The sequence below is a fragment of the Prevotella sp. ICM33 genome, from assembly GCF_000517825.1.
Taxonomy (GTDB): Bacteria; Bacteroidota; Bacteroidia; order Bacteroidales; family Bacteroidaceae; genus Prevotella; species Prevotella melaninogenica.
Genome location: NZ_JACD01000036.1, coordinates 1 through 17,039 on the forward strand (window position 1 = coordinate 1; position 17,039 = coordinate 17,039).

Genomic DNA, 17,039 nt, shown 5'->3' on the forward strand with positions numbered 1-17,039 from the left:
CCGATAAGAAAATAAAAGATGTTAGGAAACAATACCATAGTAATAAGAATTATACATATTGTGGTCTAATGATCGATTGGGGTTAAATAATCCTCCGTCTTCTCCTTTTCTCTGTGTGACATTTCGTAAGAAACCTAACCTTAAGTGACAAACCTTATCACTCCAAAATCCTGAAGACCCAATAAAAGAACTATAAACGTGTAGATTAAAAATAATAATCGAGTAGAAAGGAAAGGTTTAGTTTTCATTCTACTCGATTTTCACTTGTTAAGGGTTATGCTCTTTTCAAGTACGCAGCAAGACCATGGCGTGGACCAAGATATTTGACGTCTATTGTAGTAATAGGCTTGATTTCTTCTATGACATATTTCTGTCCTTGATAATTGATGATTTGTCCAACTTGATACTCTGCGTTGAAACGAACCATCTGCTTCTTGCAGCGTTCAGAGACACCAAGAAAGAGCATACGTCCAGTTCCATCTGAAAAGATCTCAATCTTTGGTGTAAACTTTCCGTAGTTGATATTGTACCATACCCCTATGACTATTGCTATAATTCCGCACAAGATAACAAGTACAGCCATTATGTAATATGTGTTTATTTCCATTTGTGAATGTTGAAATGTAGGTTAATTCTTTTGATACTTATGCATATCCCAGTTCGCATAGCGTTCAAGATTCTTGTGTAGAACGTCAGCCTGTGAGAAGTACTCCCATGGAATGTTATGGGCTGATATACCCAATACGGCACAATCTATGAAAATGCTTTTTTGATATTTTCCGTAGTGGAAATAAACTTTATTGTGCTCTACACGTTCCAATTTACCAAACATTGTTACAAAGCCGATTCCATCCTCATAGATTTGTAACTCCATGAAGGGCTGTTTCTCTTTCCATTTTATCAGCGTTCCTATTACTAAAAGAATTGCAATTATCCATAGACCATGAATAATAAAGTTTACTCCAGATGAGAGCCAAGCTACGCCTTTCATCGAATTAGCAAAGTCTAACATAGCTTGCTGTACGTTTGGTATGCGTGTAATGCCATAAATAATTAGGAATACAACCCAACCTTGTATAACTCCCTTCCATTTTCCTTTTCCTTCATATTGGCTTGCATCCAATATGTGTTTAGAAACTAATTTGTCTTCCATTTGATTTTTATAAGTTGTTTATTTGCTACAAAGATATAAAAGTTCCTACATATGAGCAATTTAAATAGTTTTTTTTGTTGTAAGATGCTCTCTCTTTTTGTCCATTTGATGTTATTTATTAGATTGAAAGGAATATTTTTTCTTTTATTGTGTAGGATATAACCATTTGTGAATAATTCTAATTCAGTTTCTCAATATGACGATGATAGGGTAATTCCATTAAAAATGCGTTTCCTGTCATTTTTATCATCTCATGTATGCTGTAAATTTGTAAATTTATAATCGGCTTACTTGAGTTGTTATAAATGACAGGAAAAGAATTTCATCGTAATATAATAGTAGTATTGTGTAATTCCTCCTTAATTTGTTTTGGTTTAATCACTTCGTGTTTTGAAAGGCCTTTCCCTATAATGTTTATTTGTTGAGCAGTAACTCAATCTTATTTATGCTTGATTTCAATTCAGCCTCGTTTGGTGTTGGATTTTTGAACTGAGAAAGGGCATCTTCTAACAGCTGCAAGGCTTTCTGATTCCTTTTTTGCTTGTACTCCTTGCGTAATGTCTCAATCTTTGCAACGTTTTGTACACCTCTTATTATATGTTCAAAACGGCGGCTTGAGTGCATTCCTGGATATACGATGTAGGTGTCGCCAGGTGTGAACAACTTAAAGCGACTGTCATACATAGGGTTATCAGTCCAATTCATCCATGCCCAGCGGAGGAAACCATTGAAGCCATTAGCAAGGCAATAGAGTGGGAGATAGGTTGCTTCTATCGGCTCGTTGTTGCTGCCAGCATTTGGCATGGCATCGGGACAGGCGGTATAGGAGGTGCTAATCCAACCTTTTGAATCTCTCAAAGCAAGGTCTTCTTGTGTGAACTGTTGCTTCCAAGCAATACAATAATCATAGATCTTATCGACAAGTTCTTTGTGGTAGTTTCCTGCTAATGACATCTTGATACCCGGTGCTGCCTCCTGCGCAATTCGGTAGGCGTCTTGCATAGCATCGAGGGCGCGTTCGTCCATTGCTATGACGGTTCTGTCAAACCAACCTTTCTCCTTCTGGTGGGCAGCAAAGGAATGTAAGAATGGAATCCATAAGTCGCTGTACTCTTTGCTGTTAGTTGTCGTTTTAAGTTCCTTATAGCTTTTCGAGGCTTCATCATAATAGGTGAAAGTCATGTCCCAAGGCACCATTGAGAAACAATTGATATCTCCATTGATTCCACAAGAGTCGAGGAACGAAATCCAACGGTCGAAGGCAGTATAGTCATACGACCATGTTCCGTCTGCCTTTCGTGTCGTTTCAATCATCGCATCGAACTTGTCATTGCTCTGTACGCCCCAAGGTTCGTAGAAGAGAATAGCTGAAGCGTTACGTTGTCCTGCACGTGCAAGAAGTTGCATATAAGGACGTAGGATATCAAGATGTGCTTGGCTCCAAGGGGCTACACCGTAGTATCTGCTCGCAGCATAGGGTTGTTGCCAGAAGTTGAGATGGAAGTTGTCAGAGAGGGTAAGCTTGCGATTGAGCACTTTGATTATGAATGGGATGGTACTTACTGTCTTATCATCTTGTTGTAGCAGTAAGTTTAATTTGTACCTACCTGCCTTAATGTTTTGAGGAATCTCAACTGTGCACCATGCAGACTTGCCATACATAGAATCATCAGCCTTTATACTGTCATCGCCAATGATGTCGGGCATGAGCCATGTCTGCAAGGAGTCGGGGTGATCACCACAGTTTTGGAAGTCATCAGTGATAACGGCAGAAAGAAAATGAGCTGTAGCAGTCGACAGGAGTCGATTGCTACAGCTCATAGTTAGTTTTAAGTTGCCTTTTACCGATTCTGGTAATAAGAACTCAAGTCCAATACGTTCGCCTCTCCAGGCTGTTATTTCTTTCTTTTCACTTGCTTTTTTTTTACAGCAAGTGGTGCTTTGGCCTGATGTGCCTTAGCTGCATCAACCACGTACTTAGAACGATCAACGTAAGGAAGAATGTCATATTCTCCATTAGTAATCGTCTTCAATGACAAACTCTTGAACTCAATGTCATAGCCGTCATTCTGTCCGCGTACCTCATAGAGGAAGCCGATGCGCTGATTCTTCATAAGAACCATTGTTGAATAGCAAGAAGACTCGTCGGTTACGCGCAGACCTTTCTTCCAGTTGCTACCCAATGCTTTTGCTGTAGAATAGTCAGTGTAAGCTGCCAACTCCTTATAGAAGAAACCTACACTGTCACGACGTGCGCTGAGTGGAACTGACTGAAGGGCTACAAAAAGCTTCTTGCCGTCAGCAACTCGCTTTGCAGGAACAATCAGAATACCACCATTGCAGGCATTTACCTGCTTGCCAGTCATATTCTGTGGCATAACTTCTTCGCCCCAACTACCTGTAGCTTTCGCAGCATCTTTGTAAGTATAGATGTTGAAGCGTCTGCCTCCGTAAACGTCACGGCAGCTAAGCAATACGCTACCATCTGGCATCTCCTCAACCTTTGACTCATCCTGAGCAATAGAAGGAGCCTTTGAAGGAGTACCTAAGACGTGCCATGTGCGACCGAAGTCATCAGAATAGATAACGAAAGTACCACAACGGTCAACACCTTTCTGACGGATAGGATGTGCGATGTAAAGGCGATAGAACTTGCCATTACGGATGTAACGGCTCTGCATAATCTTACCTGATGTGAGGAAGATACCATCTGGGTTGCCACCATTAGGTAGCTTTCCATCGTAGAGACCATGAATCATCTCGGTAAGGTCTGTTCCATTATCCCATGTCTTACCACCATCAGTACTGTGGAAGAAGTAAGCATGCTGTGGGTTCTGACGGGTTGCAGTTTGATAAGCACTCTTACCTGCTACACAATGAAGTAATACATTGTCTGACGTGCGATCAGCAATGATACTTGGGTCACCGAAAGCAGTACGAATTGGGTCAGCCGCATGTTCGTTACCGCGTGCTACGCAAACAGTGTCAGACCAAGTCTTACCAAAGTCCTTACTCGTTCGCATAACAATGTTAATCTGCCACAAACCATTTCTGTTGTTCCATCCCACGTCGGTATGACTAAGGCGGAAGTCGCAAGCTGCTAACAGTGTTCCCTTACGTGTCTCGGTAATAGCTGGGATACGATAAGGAACAGGGCTGTTTGCTCTATCAAAAACGATGGTGGTACAACCATCATCGTTCTTGATATTATTGCTCTTCTCTGTTCCTACTGCACCTATCTGTAAGAGTGAGGCGCAGAGGGAAACAGTTAATAAGATCTTCTTATACATTAATTCTTGTTTGTCTTATAAGTATTAAAACTTGTATTCAACAAATGCTTCCATTGCCTCGTAGCAAGCCAAACCTAAGTCATCATAAAGCTTAGCTGTGCCACGATTGCGGTCTTCTGAACGCTGCCAGAAAAGACGTTCGTCGTTGCCAAGGAATGGCGCACTTTCCATCTGACTCTGGTGTTTGAGGATAGAGTTACGCTTTGCACGCAGCTCCTCAGGGCTGATAGGAACACACATTTCGATGTTCTCAATTTCCCATTCTGCCCAAGCACCACGATACATCCATACACGACAATCCTTCAACCACTCTGCCTTAGCTTCCTTCTCAAGGTCGATAGCAGCCAGAACGGCATCTGTACACTTACGGTGAGTACCGTGTGGGTCAGCCAAGTCGCCTGCTACATAAATCTGATGAGGTTTTACCTTTGTAATGAGTTCTCTTACAATGTTCACATCAGCTTCGCCCATTGGAAGTTTCTCAATCTTACCGGACTCATAGAATGGAAGGTCGAGGAAGTGAACATGGTCGAGAGGAATCTGGTTGAAGGTTGAAGCAGTACGTGCCTCGCCACGGCGGATAAGTCCCTTGATGGTACGGATATCCTGTGAGTCGATGTCACCTTCTTTCTTATTCTTCAAGAATTCCTTAATCTCTTTGTACTTAGATTTAATAACCTCATCTTGCTCATTAGCAAAGAGTTGATTAAAGCCGTTGATGAAGTGCATGAAACGTACAACTTCCTCATCACCTACAGCGATGTTACCAGATGTCTCGTATGCTACATGAACGTCATGCCCCTGCTGTACCAAACGACGAAGTGTACCACCCATTGAGATAACATCATCGTCAGGGTGTGGAGAGAATACAATCACTCTCTTTGGGAATGGATTAGCACGTTCTGGACGATAGGTGTCGTCAGCATCTGGCTTACCACCTGGCCAACCTGTAATTGTATGCTGGAGATCATTGAAGATCTTGATATTTGCATTGTATGCAGAACCATAGAGTGCAAGGAGTTCGCTAAGGCCATTCTCATTATAGTCCTTGTTGGTCAACTTGAGAAGTGGCTTACCTGTAATCTGGCAAAGCCAAACAAGTGCAGAGCGTACTAACTTATCTGTCCATTTGCATGAAGCAACAAGCCAAGGATGCTGAATACGTGTCAACTTAGCGGCTGCAGAGAGGTCAATAACAACATGTGCATCGTTATGTGTCTGCAAGAAAGATGCAGGAACAGCATCACTTACTTTACCCTCAACAGTCTTCTTGATAATTTCAGCTTTCTCTTCACCCCATGCTGTAAGGAAGATCTTACGTGCAGAGAGGATAGTGCTAACACCCATAGTGATAGAACATGGAGGAACTGACTCCTGAGAGCCGAAGCTCATCTTCATCTCCTCACGTGAAGTTTCATCAATCAAGATAAGGCGAGAAGCAGATGTAAGGCTTGAACCAGGCTCGTTGGTAGCGATATTACCCATACGACCAATACCCAAAAGGATAACATCAAGACCACCTAATTCCTTAATATGCTGCTCATACTGACGGCAATGCTCCTGTACATCATTCTGAGCAATAGTACCATCTGGCGTAAAGATGTTTTCTGCTTCAATATCAATATGATTCAGGAAACGCTCTTTGAGCTGGTTGATACCACGATTGACGTTTTCTTCACTCAGTGGGAAGTATTCGTATGCATTGAAGACAACAACATTCTTGAAACTCAACTTACCTGCTTGATGACGCTTGATAAGCTCGTGGAAGATAGGAGTGAGGGAAGAACCAGAGCCAACGCCCATAACATATTTTCTTCCTTCCTGTTCTCTCTTCTTGATGTCTGTCTCAAGGTGGTTGGCAATGTCGATAGCTCCTTCTTCAATCGTTGGGAAGATATCAGTAGGAACCTTCTCAAAACGTGTTATCTCAGAGCGTTCGATAGCTGTTGCAGGACGATAAAACTCCTCAGGTATTTGATTGAGTACAATCTGTGAACTTAAATTCAGTTTCATTACAAGTTCTCCTTTTCTATGTCTTTAAAGTATTTGTATGTTTCTACTGTTAGCTTGTCTGTTGCACTTTCATCACAAACAATGATACCGTGCTCGTGCATCTGTAAAGCACTGATTGTCCATTTCTGTGTGAGTGGACCTTCTACAGCTGCACGCAAAGCTTCTGCCTTGTTGTGACCATTTACAAGAATCAACACTTCCTTAGCATCCATTACTGTACCAACACCTACTGTCAGTGCATGTACTGGAACCTTGTTAGGGTCATTGTCAAAGAAACGTGAGTTTGCAATACGTGTATCTGAGGTCAATGTCTTGATACGAGTGCGTGAACGGAGAGATGAGCCTGGTTCGTTGAAGGCAATGTGACCATCAGGACCGATACCACCGAGGAAGAGATCGATACCACCTGCCTCACGAATCATCTCCTCATAATGCTGACACTCTGCTTCGAGGTTCTCTGCATTACCATTCAAGATATGAATGTTCTCCTTAGGACAGTCGATGTGGTTAAAGAGATTCTCAGCCATAAAGCTGTGATAGCTCTGTGGGTGACTCTCTGGCAAACTAACATACTCATCCATGTTGAATGTAACAACATTCTTAAAGCTTACCTTACCTTCTTTATATGCCTTTACCAACTCAGCATACATGCCCTCTGGTGAAGAACCAGTTGGCAAACCGAGTACAAAAGGCTTGTCTTGATTCTTAGTAGCATTAATACGCTCAATCACGTAGTTTGCTGCCCATTTAGATAACTTTTCGTAGTTAGGTTCTATGATTAATCTCATAATCTTTGGTTTTAATTATTATGTTTTGGTTTGTTATGTTATAAAATTCTTTTCTTATGCTTCAAGTTTTTCTGTCTTCGTATCATCTGTATAGGTGAATGGGACAAACCATGTAACCAACAGTGCTGGAATAGTACATACCAATACGAAGATAAAGAATTGGCGATAACCCAAGAAATCGCTGAAAACACCACTCAACATACCGGGTAACATTACGCCCAAGTTCATGATACCACTTGCGAAAGCGTAGTGTGCCATCTGGTGTTTGCCAGGTGCAATCTGTTGCATCATAAAGAGGGAGAGTCCAACAAATCCGAAACCATAGCCGAAGTATTCCATTACAATAGCACCACCAATCAACCAAAGGCTCTCTGGCTGATAGATTGCTAAGAATGTATAGGCTATGAATGGGATATTGAATACCAATGCAAGTGAGAAGAGACTCTTTTGCAGTCCTCTCCATGCAATATAATAGCCTGCAAGGATTGAACCGATGACAAAGGCAGCGGCACCAAAGGTACCATAGCAAAGTCCAATCTCTTGTTCACTCAATCCTAAACCTTGGTCGGCACGTGATGCCTTGAGGAAGAGAGGAACAATCTTCATTACAAATCCTTCAGCAAAGCGATAGAGGATGATGAAGAAGATATAATATACTATGTGTTTCTTCTTGAAAAAGTCGATAAATACCTCGACAAGTTCACCTAACGATTCTTTTAATGTTTTAGGAGAATCAGTTGTAGTCTTCTTTGGATTTGGGAGTATAATGATGTGGTAACAGCCTATCACTAACATGATTGTAGCGATAATAAACATGATAAACATCCATGCCTTTGTTACTCCGAAATGTTCAATAAACATACCTGCAAGGTAGACTAATCCTCCAGTCGCAGCAATCTTTGCAATATTATAGAATGCTCCTTGCCAACCAATCCATCGTGCTTGCTCTTCGTTTGAGAGCACAGACATATAGGTTCCGTCTGCTGCAATATCATGCGTAGCACCACTCATCGCGATAACTGCAAGTATCGCTATTGTGACGGGGAAGAAGAAAGGAAGATGAAGGGCAAAGGCTACTAAGGCAAAAAGCACACCTGTAAGCAGCTGTGTCAATACAACAAAGAACTTCTTTGTCTTATAAATTTCTAAGAACGGGCTCCATAATGGTTTTAGGGTCCAAGGAAGCATGATTAGAGAGGTCCAGAAGGCTATCTGTCCATCAGATACTCCCATTCCTTTATACATTAATGTACAAACCATATTGAGTACGACGAAGGGCATACCCATGGCAAAATAAAGCGTAGGAACCCATGTTGCTGGACTATGCAGCATCTTGTTTTCCTCTTTTAGGTTCTTAGGGTTTAGACTCATTTTCTTTATATAGGATTTCTAAAGAAAGTAACAGTTAAAGAGAGGTTTTTACTTATCAAAAAGGTTTTATTTAACTTTAATTTACCAATGCAGTGAATCTCTAACTTTGAAAACCGCACTTCTTTGAATTCTTACTATTGTATATATAACGCTTATAAATGTGTTTTATTGTGAACGTATTTGGTTTTCTCGACGAAAATATTTAAATTTGCCGTAGAATATTAAAATTACATTTATAAATCATTACCTATATAATTATGTGGCTGAATTCTTATTCCCATTTTTTTAAGGCAACGATAGCTTGTACAAGCTTATTATTATCGCCGGTAGTTCTTCCAACGCTTCATGCTCAGGAGCAGAACGTTGTAATAATCAATCCGACAGATTCTCCTGCGGAAATTGTTCGTAAGGCAGCAAATGTCGTTCCTTCTGCTCGTCAGTTTAATTGGCAGCGTCAGGAACTTACTGCTTTCTTGCATTATGGTATAAACACCTATACTGGTAGAGAGTGGGGTGATGGTAAGGAGTCACCAGCTATCTTCAATCCTACTGACCTTGATGCTGATCAGTGGATACGTGAGTTGAAGGCAGCAGGCTTTAAGTGTGCTATCCTTACTTGTAAGCACCATGATGGTTTCTGTTTGTGGCCATCGGCTTATACAGAACATAGTGTTAAGAACTCTCCATGGAAGAAGGGTAAAGGTGATGTTGTACGTGAGGTGAGCGATGCCTGCAAGAAGTATGGTATGAACTTTGGTGTCTATCTCTCTCCTTGGGATCGTAATTCAGACCTTTATGGAACTGAAGCTTATAACGACTTCTTTGTTAAACAGTTGACGGAATTGCTTACACAATATGGTAAGGTAAGTGAAGTGTGGTTTGATGGTGCTTGTGGTGAAGGACCAAATGGTAAGAAGCAGGTGTATGACTTCGTACGTTGGTATGAGCTTATTCGTAAGTTGCAGCCAGAGGCAGTGATAGCTGTCATGGGACCTGATGTTCGTTGGGTTGGTACAGAGACTGGCCGTGGTCGTGAGATGGAATGGAGTGTTGTGCCAAAGGACAATCTTGATCAGGATGCTATTGCAAAGAACTCACAGAAGGAAGTACTGACTGCACCTGTTGGTGATATGATGGGGCAAGACCTTGGTAGTCGTAAGAAGATTGAAAAGGCAAAGTCACTTATTTGGTATCCAGCTGAGATTGACGTATCTATCCGTCCAGGATGGTTCTATCATGAGGATCAGGATAGCAAGGTGAAGTCGCCTAAGGAACTGATGGATATCTATTTCACATCTGTTGGAATGAATGGTGTACTCCTCTTGAATCTCCCTCCTAATAAGGAAGGTAAACTCTCTGAGGCTGATATAAGAAGTCTTCGTGGTTTCCGCCAGTTGTATGCAAACACCTTCACTGATAATCTCTTGGCGAAGGCTAAGGTTACTTGTGCGCTTTCAGAGGGTAAGGGTCGCAATGTTATTGACGATAATTATGACACTTCTGTACGTCCAAAGATGAAGGATGGTAAGGCTGTCTTCTCATTCAAACTGAATAAACCTGCTACCTTTAATGTCCTTTCTGTACAAGAGGATATCCGTAAGGGACAGCGTGTAGAGAAGTTCTCACTTGAAGTAAAGGATGCTAAGGGCAACTGGAAGAAAGTTACAGAGGGTACTACCGTTGGTCATAAGCGTTTGTTGAAGTTCCCTGTCGAGACTGCTAAGGAGGTTCGCCTTATCATCAGTGAGGTGCGTGCCGTACCTGCTATCTCTGAGATTGGACTTTATCGCTTAAGAGATTAGAATATCATTCTCAGACTTATTACAACAAGTTATATAGAAAGAGCGTGTGTCAAAATGCAAATTAATAACTTGACAACTTTCAACTAGAAGTAGGTTTTTCCTAAAATAGAGAAAAGACCATTTCTTTACTCAAAATCGAGTAGAGAAATGGTCATTTTTAATGAATTATTTCAAACAGTAAGATTATCAAAATGGCATATGCATTTTACCACAGCCTTTCCCCATCAATTTTATTTGTTAGAATTACTCCTGTTTTACAAATCCATTCTTATAAAAGTCATACCAAGCTGCAATCTTTTCCGAGGTATTGGCTTTCAGAAGTGAGAGCATTTCACGAGTGAACTCCAAGTGACCAGTAATATTTGCTGTAACGATATTTTTATCACTTACAGCCTGTGCGTTCACATATCCTGTTTCGTTCGTGTATCTTTCACCACCCCATTGTTTAAGTTGGTCGAGACCATTACCCGTATGTTTTACGTTGTTCAAGAAGCCATGAGCACACAGAAATGATGCTCCGTTGCATATAGCTCCTACGGGTTTGCCCTTATTCAATGCTTCTTGTACCAATGGCTCAACAAGTTCTGCTTCAGGAGAATCCCATTGATTGCCACCGATAAGCACTAAGGCTGCATAGTCTTTGGGCATATTCTCAAAAGAATAGTTGGGCAATGTTTTGAATCCACCAATGGAACAGACTGCATCTAATGTCGGAGCAACTGTATGCACTCTGTACTTGATTTCACTACCTGGTATTACGCCAACATGAAGGGCTGTAGAGAGAAAAGCACCTTCCCAATCTGTGTATTCATTCAATAAGACAAACAAAACTTTTTGGAGGTTAAGTAGTGCCATTATCTTATTCGCATCTTCATGATTGGCAGTGTCGTATAGCGTGGCATCGTCAACCCGTTTCTTTTCAATGTAATCGTGCATAGGATATGCATTGATAGCAGCTTGAATACTGTCTTTGCCGTAACCGATTGTGCAAGCACAAATAGCTACATCGCATCCCAAATTCTTTAATTCTCTAAGATGGTTCTTTACAGAGCATTCTCCTCTTGAATAATCTCCCTGTGTAACAATACCAACTTTTCTTCCATTGTATTCTATGACATCAAGAAAATCACCATTAGATATTTCTTTAAAATAATTGTTAGACTTTTGAGAGCTTTGTTCCAATAGCTTACCATGCACAATCGTTAGTGTTGTTGTTTTCCCACTGTTTTGGGGACCTCTTAATGAGATAATTTCCATATTATTTATATTTTAATTACAAACAAAATAACTCTTCAGCAATAATGAACGTTGAATATCAAGAACTTATAAACGTAACATTGTAGCAAAAAGGCTCAAAATGACATTCTTTACCAGAACTTGTATGTATCTATTTATGTAACTTGTTGATGATCAACAGTAGTTTATACATCTTATCGCAGAAGAGTTACACATAACCTTATTCATTGATTAAATGCTTTTAAAATATAGTGCAAATATACAAAAAAACAAGATATAAACATCTTATTCAAACTAAAATATATATATTGTTTTAAGAACTAAAATTGTCATACTCTCTTCAATATACTTACGTACAAATGAAGTCTTTATTTTTTTATTTGATATTCCTATTAACTTGTTTCTATTTTGTTTTCTTAAATATAAGTAGGTTATTTCCGTATCCCTTCCAATCAGCCACTCCACAGATGCTATCGGATGGGGTACGATAGAACGTATTGCCATTGTTTCCACCTGTCAGATAGACTGCATCGGTAAAGCCATAGTCGGAAAGGGCTTGTGCGAAGTCGTAGAGGGATTCTTTATGGATTGTCTCAACATACCAAATCATTGTAGAGCCTGCCTTACGTGCTAATGCACAGCGTGTCACTTTTCCCTTTAAGGCAAACTGCTCCTCACATATTTGTCCTGCCGATACGAGGGCAAATTGGCGGAACATACTACCATTGTGGGCTTTGACATACTCCTTTATGGAATCATCTTGACCGATGCCTATTTGCCACTTGTCGCCAACAATAGCCACAAAGCCAGCCTTATTATGGTTGCTGGCATATTCCTTACCATGATCGATAAAGTCGCCAATGTATTTATATTGATGGTTTTCATCCCAATAGAAGTCCCAACCATGTGTGACAAGGCAGATGGTAGAGTCGCTGTCTGAAGGGGCAGTGCGAGATAGGGTAGGTGTGAGTCCGTGCAGTTCGTATAGTCTCATACTCACACCGTAGAGCGAATCTACCTTCATCGTTACCCCTTGTAAAGAGTCTGTTGGCATCTTCTCCAAGTCGCGAATGATTTCTGTTGATGTACGACTTAATGGGTAATCAAAAGCGAGGATACGGCTGTTTGCTTTCTGCCAGAAGTAGAAGGTTGCAGCAGAAAGGGCGATAAAAGCAAGCACGACAACTCCTATCCACCATCTGCGGGATGTTGGTTGCTGCTTGTCTGTTAGCTGAGAAGGTTTGAATTCCGTACCTCCTAAGAACTGGATGTCGTCGTCACTATAGCTCATTCTGCTTTTGTTTTATACCCTCTTCAAGGAGCTGAAGTGCCTTGTGGGAAATAGAGTCGAGTACTATCTTTTGTGATAGTTCTTTTCTCCACAGGCTCAGCTGGTCCTTCTTCGTGTCAATTCTACTGATATAGTGAAGGTTGAGAACGTATTGTTTACCCACCCTTACGAATACAATTTCTTGCTGTCTCATCTGTTGATCAATGAGTTCTGTAATGGCTTTGAGGTTCATCCATAACTGTATCTCCTCACCATTTGAAAGTGTCATCACACAGTAGTTGCCGTCTGATCGGATATAAAGAATCTCGTCAAACGCCAATCGCATCATTTCTGTGCTTCCGTTTTGTATGATTAACAGCTGTTTCACTACTTATTGTCAACAAATTGTTATAGTACTGCAAATTTAGTAATAAAAAGCTATACTCTTGTTGCTTTGTATAGAAAATCTATTTCTTTCTGTCAATCAATGTCTTAGATTGACTACTAACAGAAGTCTTTTCGATGTGTAACATACAAGTCAATAAAGAGTTTAACTCTTGCCAATAACTCCCTTATATGTGTCCATATAGCTCTTGGATGTCGTACGTCATCAGCATTATATCCCACAGCTTTAATATTCATCTTGTCTGCTAAGAAGATGCTACGCTCATTGTGCCACTTCTGTGAGATGATAATCATATCGTTAACCCGAAAGTGTTGTTTGATATTCCTCATAGACAGTAGGGTACGATAGCCTTGTCCGTCCATTGTGATGATACTATCAGGCACACCTCTTTCTATAAGGTCATGGCGCATTGTTTGTGGTTCGTCATAGCCTTTGCGCTTGTCTCCACTAATGATAAGCTGTCGGAACTTCCCATGTTTATATAGTTCTGCAGTCGCCTTGATACGTGCCATATAGAAGGAACTCGGTCTTTTACCTCCCCTTGCCTTTGGGTTAGTGCCGAGCAGTAGGGCTGTCTGCATAGTGGGAACATCATTGATATCATTGAATGTTCTTCCTTTTGCGTTCTTATCAACAATGATGTTGCACAATAAGATTATGGTTCCAAGTAGGGCAATGATAGCGATGATGGAAAGAATGATTTGCTTTTTCCTTTGTTTGTTTCTTTTCATCTGCATTATTTTCTTTATATGTATCAAAGCTTTGCGCGTGTAAGTGCGATAGTTTTGATAGGGTCTTTTAATTATTTCGATGCAAAGTTAATGCTTATCTCTTATCTACTCTTATCTTTTTCTTACCTGCTGATGAAATGGTGCTGAGGGTGTATGAAACCGCAAGTTTTTAATTCATAATTCATAATTCACAATCCATAATTATGATTACTACATTAATTCATAATTCATAATTTATAATTCAAAATTATGATTACTGATGTAGCTTAAGGGTTAAACGCAACTCAAAAAGTTAACTGCAAATTACGCGAATGACACGAATTATTTAGCAAAAATTTTAGCGTAATTAGAGAAATTCGTAGTCGGTAATTGTTCAAAGTTAATAGTACAAATCATAAAGTTCAATGTTCAATATTCAAAGTTCAAAGGATAAAATTGTAGGTATGACGTTTTTATTACAAAAGAGAGTGGCTTGATGAGGTTTATAATCTCTTTTTGGACTGTAAATCGTTAATTATCTTTTGGTAAACTATTAGATACTACTTTCTTATATGGTTTGTTTCTTCTTTTAGTTCGTTATATAAAGAAAGCCGTCACTTCATGATGAAGCAACGGCTTGTGTATATTTGAGAGATAGATAAATCTCTTACTTCTCGATAGCAGCTACACCTGGGAGTACCTTACCCTCGATAGCCTCGAGCATAGCACCACCACCGGTAGATACGTAAGAAACCTTGTCAGCAAGACCGAACTTGTTAACAGCTGCAACAGAGTCACCACCACCTACGAGAGAGTAAGCGCCGTTCTCTTGAGTTGCCTGTGCAACAGCCTTAGCAATCTCACCAGTTCCCTTAGCGAAGTTCTCCAACTCGAATACGCCTACAGGACCATTCCAAAGGATTGTCTTAGAAGCGAGGATAATCTTCTTCCACTCCTCGATGCTCTCCTCTGATGCGTCCATACCTTCCCACTCATCAGGAATCTGGTCGATAGGGAATACCTTACGCTCGGTATCGTTAGAGAAGTCCTTACCACAAACAGTAGCAACAGAGAGTGAAAGGTTTACACCCTTCTCCTTAGCTGCAGCAATTACGTTCAATGCCTCTGGCATCAAATCGTCCTCGTGGAGTGACTTACCAATCTTACCGCCCTGTGCCTTGATGAAGGTATAACCCATACCACCACCGATGATGAGGTTGTCAACCTTGTCAAGGAGGTTCTTGATTACAGCGAGCTTAGAGCTTACCTTTGAACCACCGATGATAGCGGTGAAAGGATGCTGAGCGTTCTTTAATACGTTGTCGATAGCTGTAACCTCTTTCTCCATGAGGTAACCCAACATCTTGTGGTCAGCATCGAAATAGTCAGCGATAACTGCTGTAGATGCGTGCTTGCGGTGAGCTGTACCGAATGCATCGTTTACATATACGTCAGCGTATGAAGCGAGCTTCTTAGCGAAGTCCTTCTGACGTTCCTTCATCTCAGCCTTTGCAGCGTCGAACTCTGGAGTTCCCTTCTCAACACCTACTGGCTTGCCTTCCTCTTCTGGATAGTAACGAAGGTTCTCAAGCAAGAGAGCCTCGCCTGGTTTCAATGCAGCAGCCTCAGCTTCAGCGTTACCAGCGTCCTTAGCGAACTTAACCTCAACGCCGAGGGCATTGCTTACGTTCTTAACAATCTGGCTCAATGAAAGCTCTGGCTTCACTTTGCCCTTTGGCTTTCCCATGTGGCTCATCATGATAAGAGCACCACCGTCAGCCAATACCTTCTTAAGTGTTGGCAAAGCACCACGGATACGTGTCTCGTCAGTTACATGACCATTCTCATCCAAAGGCACATTGAAGTCTACGCGGACGATAGCCTTATGTCCAGCGAAGTTAAAATCGTTAATTTTCATTTGTTCTTTATTATTTGTAACGTTATAATATTCCTATCCGCAAAAATACTAATTTTTGATGGATTGGTGAAATCAAACACTATCTTTTTTGTAAATTTGCAGAAAAATAAGATTGTAATGAAAGATTCGGTTATTATTGTCAGTGGTGGACTTGATTCTATCACGTTGCTTTATGATAAGGCGGAGACGATCGCTTTAGCAATCTCTTTCGACTATGGTCAGAACCATGGGGCTAAGGAACTGCCTTATGCTCAGTATCATTGTGAGAAGTTGGGGATTCCTCATATAACGATTCCGTTGTCGTTTATGCACCAGTATTTTAAGAGTTCGTTGCTTGATGGGGCTGATGCTATCCCAGAGGGGCATTATGAGGAAGAGAATATGAAGTCGACGGTTGTTCCTTTCCGTAATGGCATTATGCTTGCGATTGCAACGGGTATTGCCGAGAGTCATGAGTTGAAGCGTGTGTATATTGCTAATCATGGTGGCGACCATACGATTTATCCTGACTGCCGTCCAGAGTTTATCCATGCGATGAATGGTGCTACGGAGGCTGGAACCTTTGTGAAAGTGCGTGTGGAGGCGCCTTATACGGAGATTACTAAGGCTGAGATTGTGGCGCGTGGTGCTGCGTTGGGAATAGACTATTCTAAGACTTGGAGCTGTTATAAAGGTGCTGATATTCACTGTGGTAAGTGTGGAACATGCGTTGAACGTAAGGAAGCCTTTGAAGCTGCAGGTGTGAAAGACCCAACGATTTATAGCAAGGAATGATAGGATTGTTCTATTACTTTTAGTTTCTTAATTACAAAAACTAAAACAGTCGGATTGAAGAACTCAATCCGACTGTTTCGATTATAAGGTTTCATACTATTCTGTACACGCTTCTCATATACATTGTTTGTTAGTATATTGCTCTTTATTCAGGGTACAGAAAGTAAGCTATTTATACCTCTTTGCACATGTGCTGATGCTTCGCACGAATGGTGCTGTATGTAAACACCATTTGTGCTAAGGCTTAGCACCATTGTTTGTTGTTGTTGGAAAGGGAGTAACTGTCATTAATAAAACATGCTACTAAC

The 17,039-nt window shown here is 40.8% G+C and carries 14 protein-coding genes; 2 read left to right on the forward strand and 12 right to left on the reverse strand.

Annotated elements, in window-relative coordinates; genetic code table 11:
• Positions 1-274: 274 nt before the first annotated feature.
• The 7 genes from HMPREF1505_RS04590 to HMPREF1505_RS04620 all read right to left on the reverse strand — a co-directional run bounded on the left by HMPREF1505_RS04590 (position 275) and on the right by HMPREF1505_RS04620 (position 8,615).
• A complete protein-coding gene (locus tag HMPREF1505_RS04590; RefSeq protein ID WP_036923212.1) occupies positions 275-607 on the reverse strand; it encodes a hypothetical protein in 333 nt (110 codons plus the stop codon).
• Positions 608-628: 21 nt separating this feature from the next.
• On the reverse strand, positions 629-1,153 hold the full coding sequence (locus HMPREF1505_RS04595) for a hypothetical protein (RefSeq protein WP_004359619.1): 525 nt from the start codon (positions 1,151-1,153) through the stop codon (positions 629-631).
• Between the two features lie 414 nt (positions 1,154-1,567).
• Entirely contained in the window at positions 1,568-2,974 is a 1,407-nt protein-coding gene (locus tag HMPREF1505_RS04600) for a DUF4091 domain-containing protein (RefSeq protein WP_036923217.1), read from the reverse strand.
• A 74-nt stretch (positions 2,975-3,048) separates the two neighbouring features.
• Entirely contained in the window at positions 3,049-4,443 is a 1,395-nt protein-coding gene (locus HMPREF1505_RS04605) for a sialidase family protein (protein WP_036923219.1), read from the reverse strand.
• Between the two features lie 24 nt (positions 4,444-4,467).
• Positions 4,468-6,456 carry a glucosamine-6-phosphate deaminase gene (locus HMPREF1505_RS04610; RefSeq protein ID WP_036923222.1) on the reverse strand — a complete coding sequence of 663 codons (1,989 nt, stop codon included), beginning with the start codon at positions 6,454-6,456 and terminating at the stop codon, positions 4,468-4,470.
• The gene (gene nagB, locus HMPREF1505_RS04615) at positions 6,456-7,244 is read right to left on the reverse strand and encodes a glucosamine-6-phosphate deaminase (protein ID WP_036923224.1); all 789 of its coding nucleotides are present in this window, start codon (positions 7,242-7,244) and stop codon (positions 6,456-6,458) included. The genes HMPREF1505_RS04610 and nagB overlap by 1 nt, the downstream gene beginning before the upstream one ends.
• Positions 7,245-7,298: 54 nt before the next feature.
• Positions 7,299-8,615 carry an MFS transporter gene (locus tag HMPREF1505_RS04620; RefSeq protein WP_036923228.1) on the reverse strand — a complete coding sequence of 439 codons (1,317 nt, stop codon included), beginning with the start codon at positions 8,613-8,615 and terminating at the stop codon, positions 7,299-7,301.
• A 257-nt stretch (positions 8,616-8,872) separates the two neighbouring features.
• On the opposite strand from HMPREF1505_RS04620, the gene HMPREF1505_RS04625 reads away from it, so the two are divergent.
• A complete protein-coding gene (locus HMPREF1505_RS04625; RefSeq protein ID WP_036923230.1) occupies positions 8,873-10,417 on the forward strand; it encodes an alpha-L-fucosidase in 1,545 nt (514 codons plus the stop codon).
• A gap of 243 nt (positions 10,418-10,660) precedes the next feature.
• Here HMPREF1505_RS04625 and HMPREF1505_RS04630 read toward each other — a convergent pair whose 3' ends face one another.
• The 5 genes from HMPREF1505_RS04630 to pgk all read right to left on the reverse strand — a co-directional run bounded on the left by HMPREF1505_RS04630 (position 10,661) and on the right by pgk (position 15,957).
• Positions 10,661-11,272 carry a type 1 glutamine amidotransferase family protein gene (locus HMPREF1505_RS04630; protein WP_036923370.1) on the reverse strand — a complete coding sequence of 204 codons (612 nt, stop codon included), beginning with the start codon at positions 11,270-11,272 and terminating at the stop codon, positions 10,661-10,663.
• Positions 11,273-12,056: 784 nt separating this feature from the next.
• Entirely contained in the window at positions 12,057-12,944 is an 888-nt protein-coding gene (locus tag HMPREF1505_RS04635; RefSeq protein WP_036923233.1) for a hypothetical protein, read from the reverse strand.
• Positions 12,934-13,311 (reverse strand): LytTR family DNA-binding domain-containing protein, encoded by a 378-nt coding sequence (locus tag HMPREF1505_RS04640; protein WP_226893203.1) that lies wholly within the window; start codon positions 13,309-13,311, stop codon positions 12,934-12,936. Before HMPREF1505_RS04640 ends, HMPREF1505_RS04635 begins: the two co-directional genes overlap by 11 nt.
• Positions 13,312-13,427: 116 nt before the next feature.
• Positions 13,428-14,060, reverse strand: coding sequence for a vancomycin high temperature exclusion protein (locus HMPREF1505_RS04645; protein ID WP_036923373.1), 633 nt, complete (start codon positions 14,058-14,060; stop codon positions 13,428-13,430).
• A gap of 646 nt (positions 14,061-14,706) precedes the next feature.
• The gene (pgk, locus tag HMPREF1505_RS04650; protein WP_013265062.1) at positions 14,707-15,957 is read right to left on the reverse strand and encodes a phosphoglycerate kinase; all 1,251 of its coding nucleotides are present in this window, start codon (positions 15,955-15,957) and stop codon (positions 14,707-14,709) included.
• 117 nt (positions 15,958-16,074) lie between these two features.
• On the opposite strand from pgk, the gene queC reads away from it, so the two are divergent.
• Positions 16,075-16,731 (forward strand): 7-cyano-7-deazaguanine synthase QueC, encoded by a 657-nt coding sequence (queC, locus tag HMPREF1505_RS04655; protein ID WP_004359607.1) that lies wholly within the window; start codon positions 16,075-16,077, stop codon positions 16,729-16,731.
• Positions 16,732-17,039: the final 308 nt, after the last annotated feature.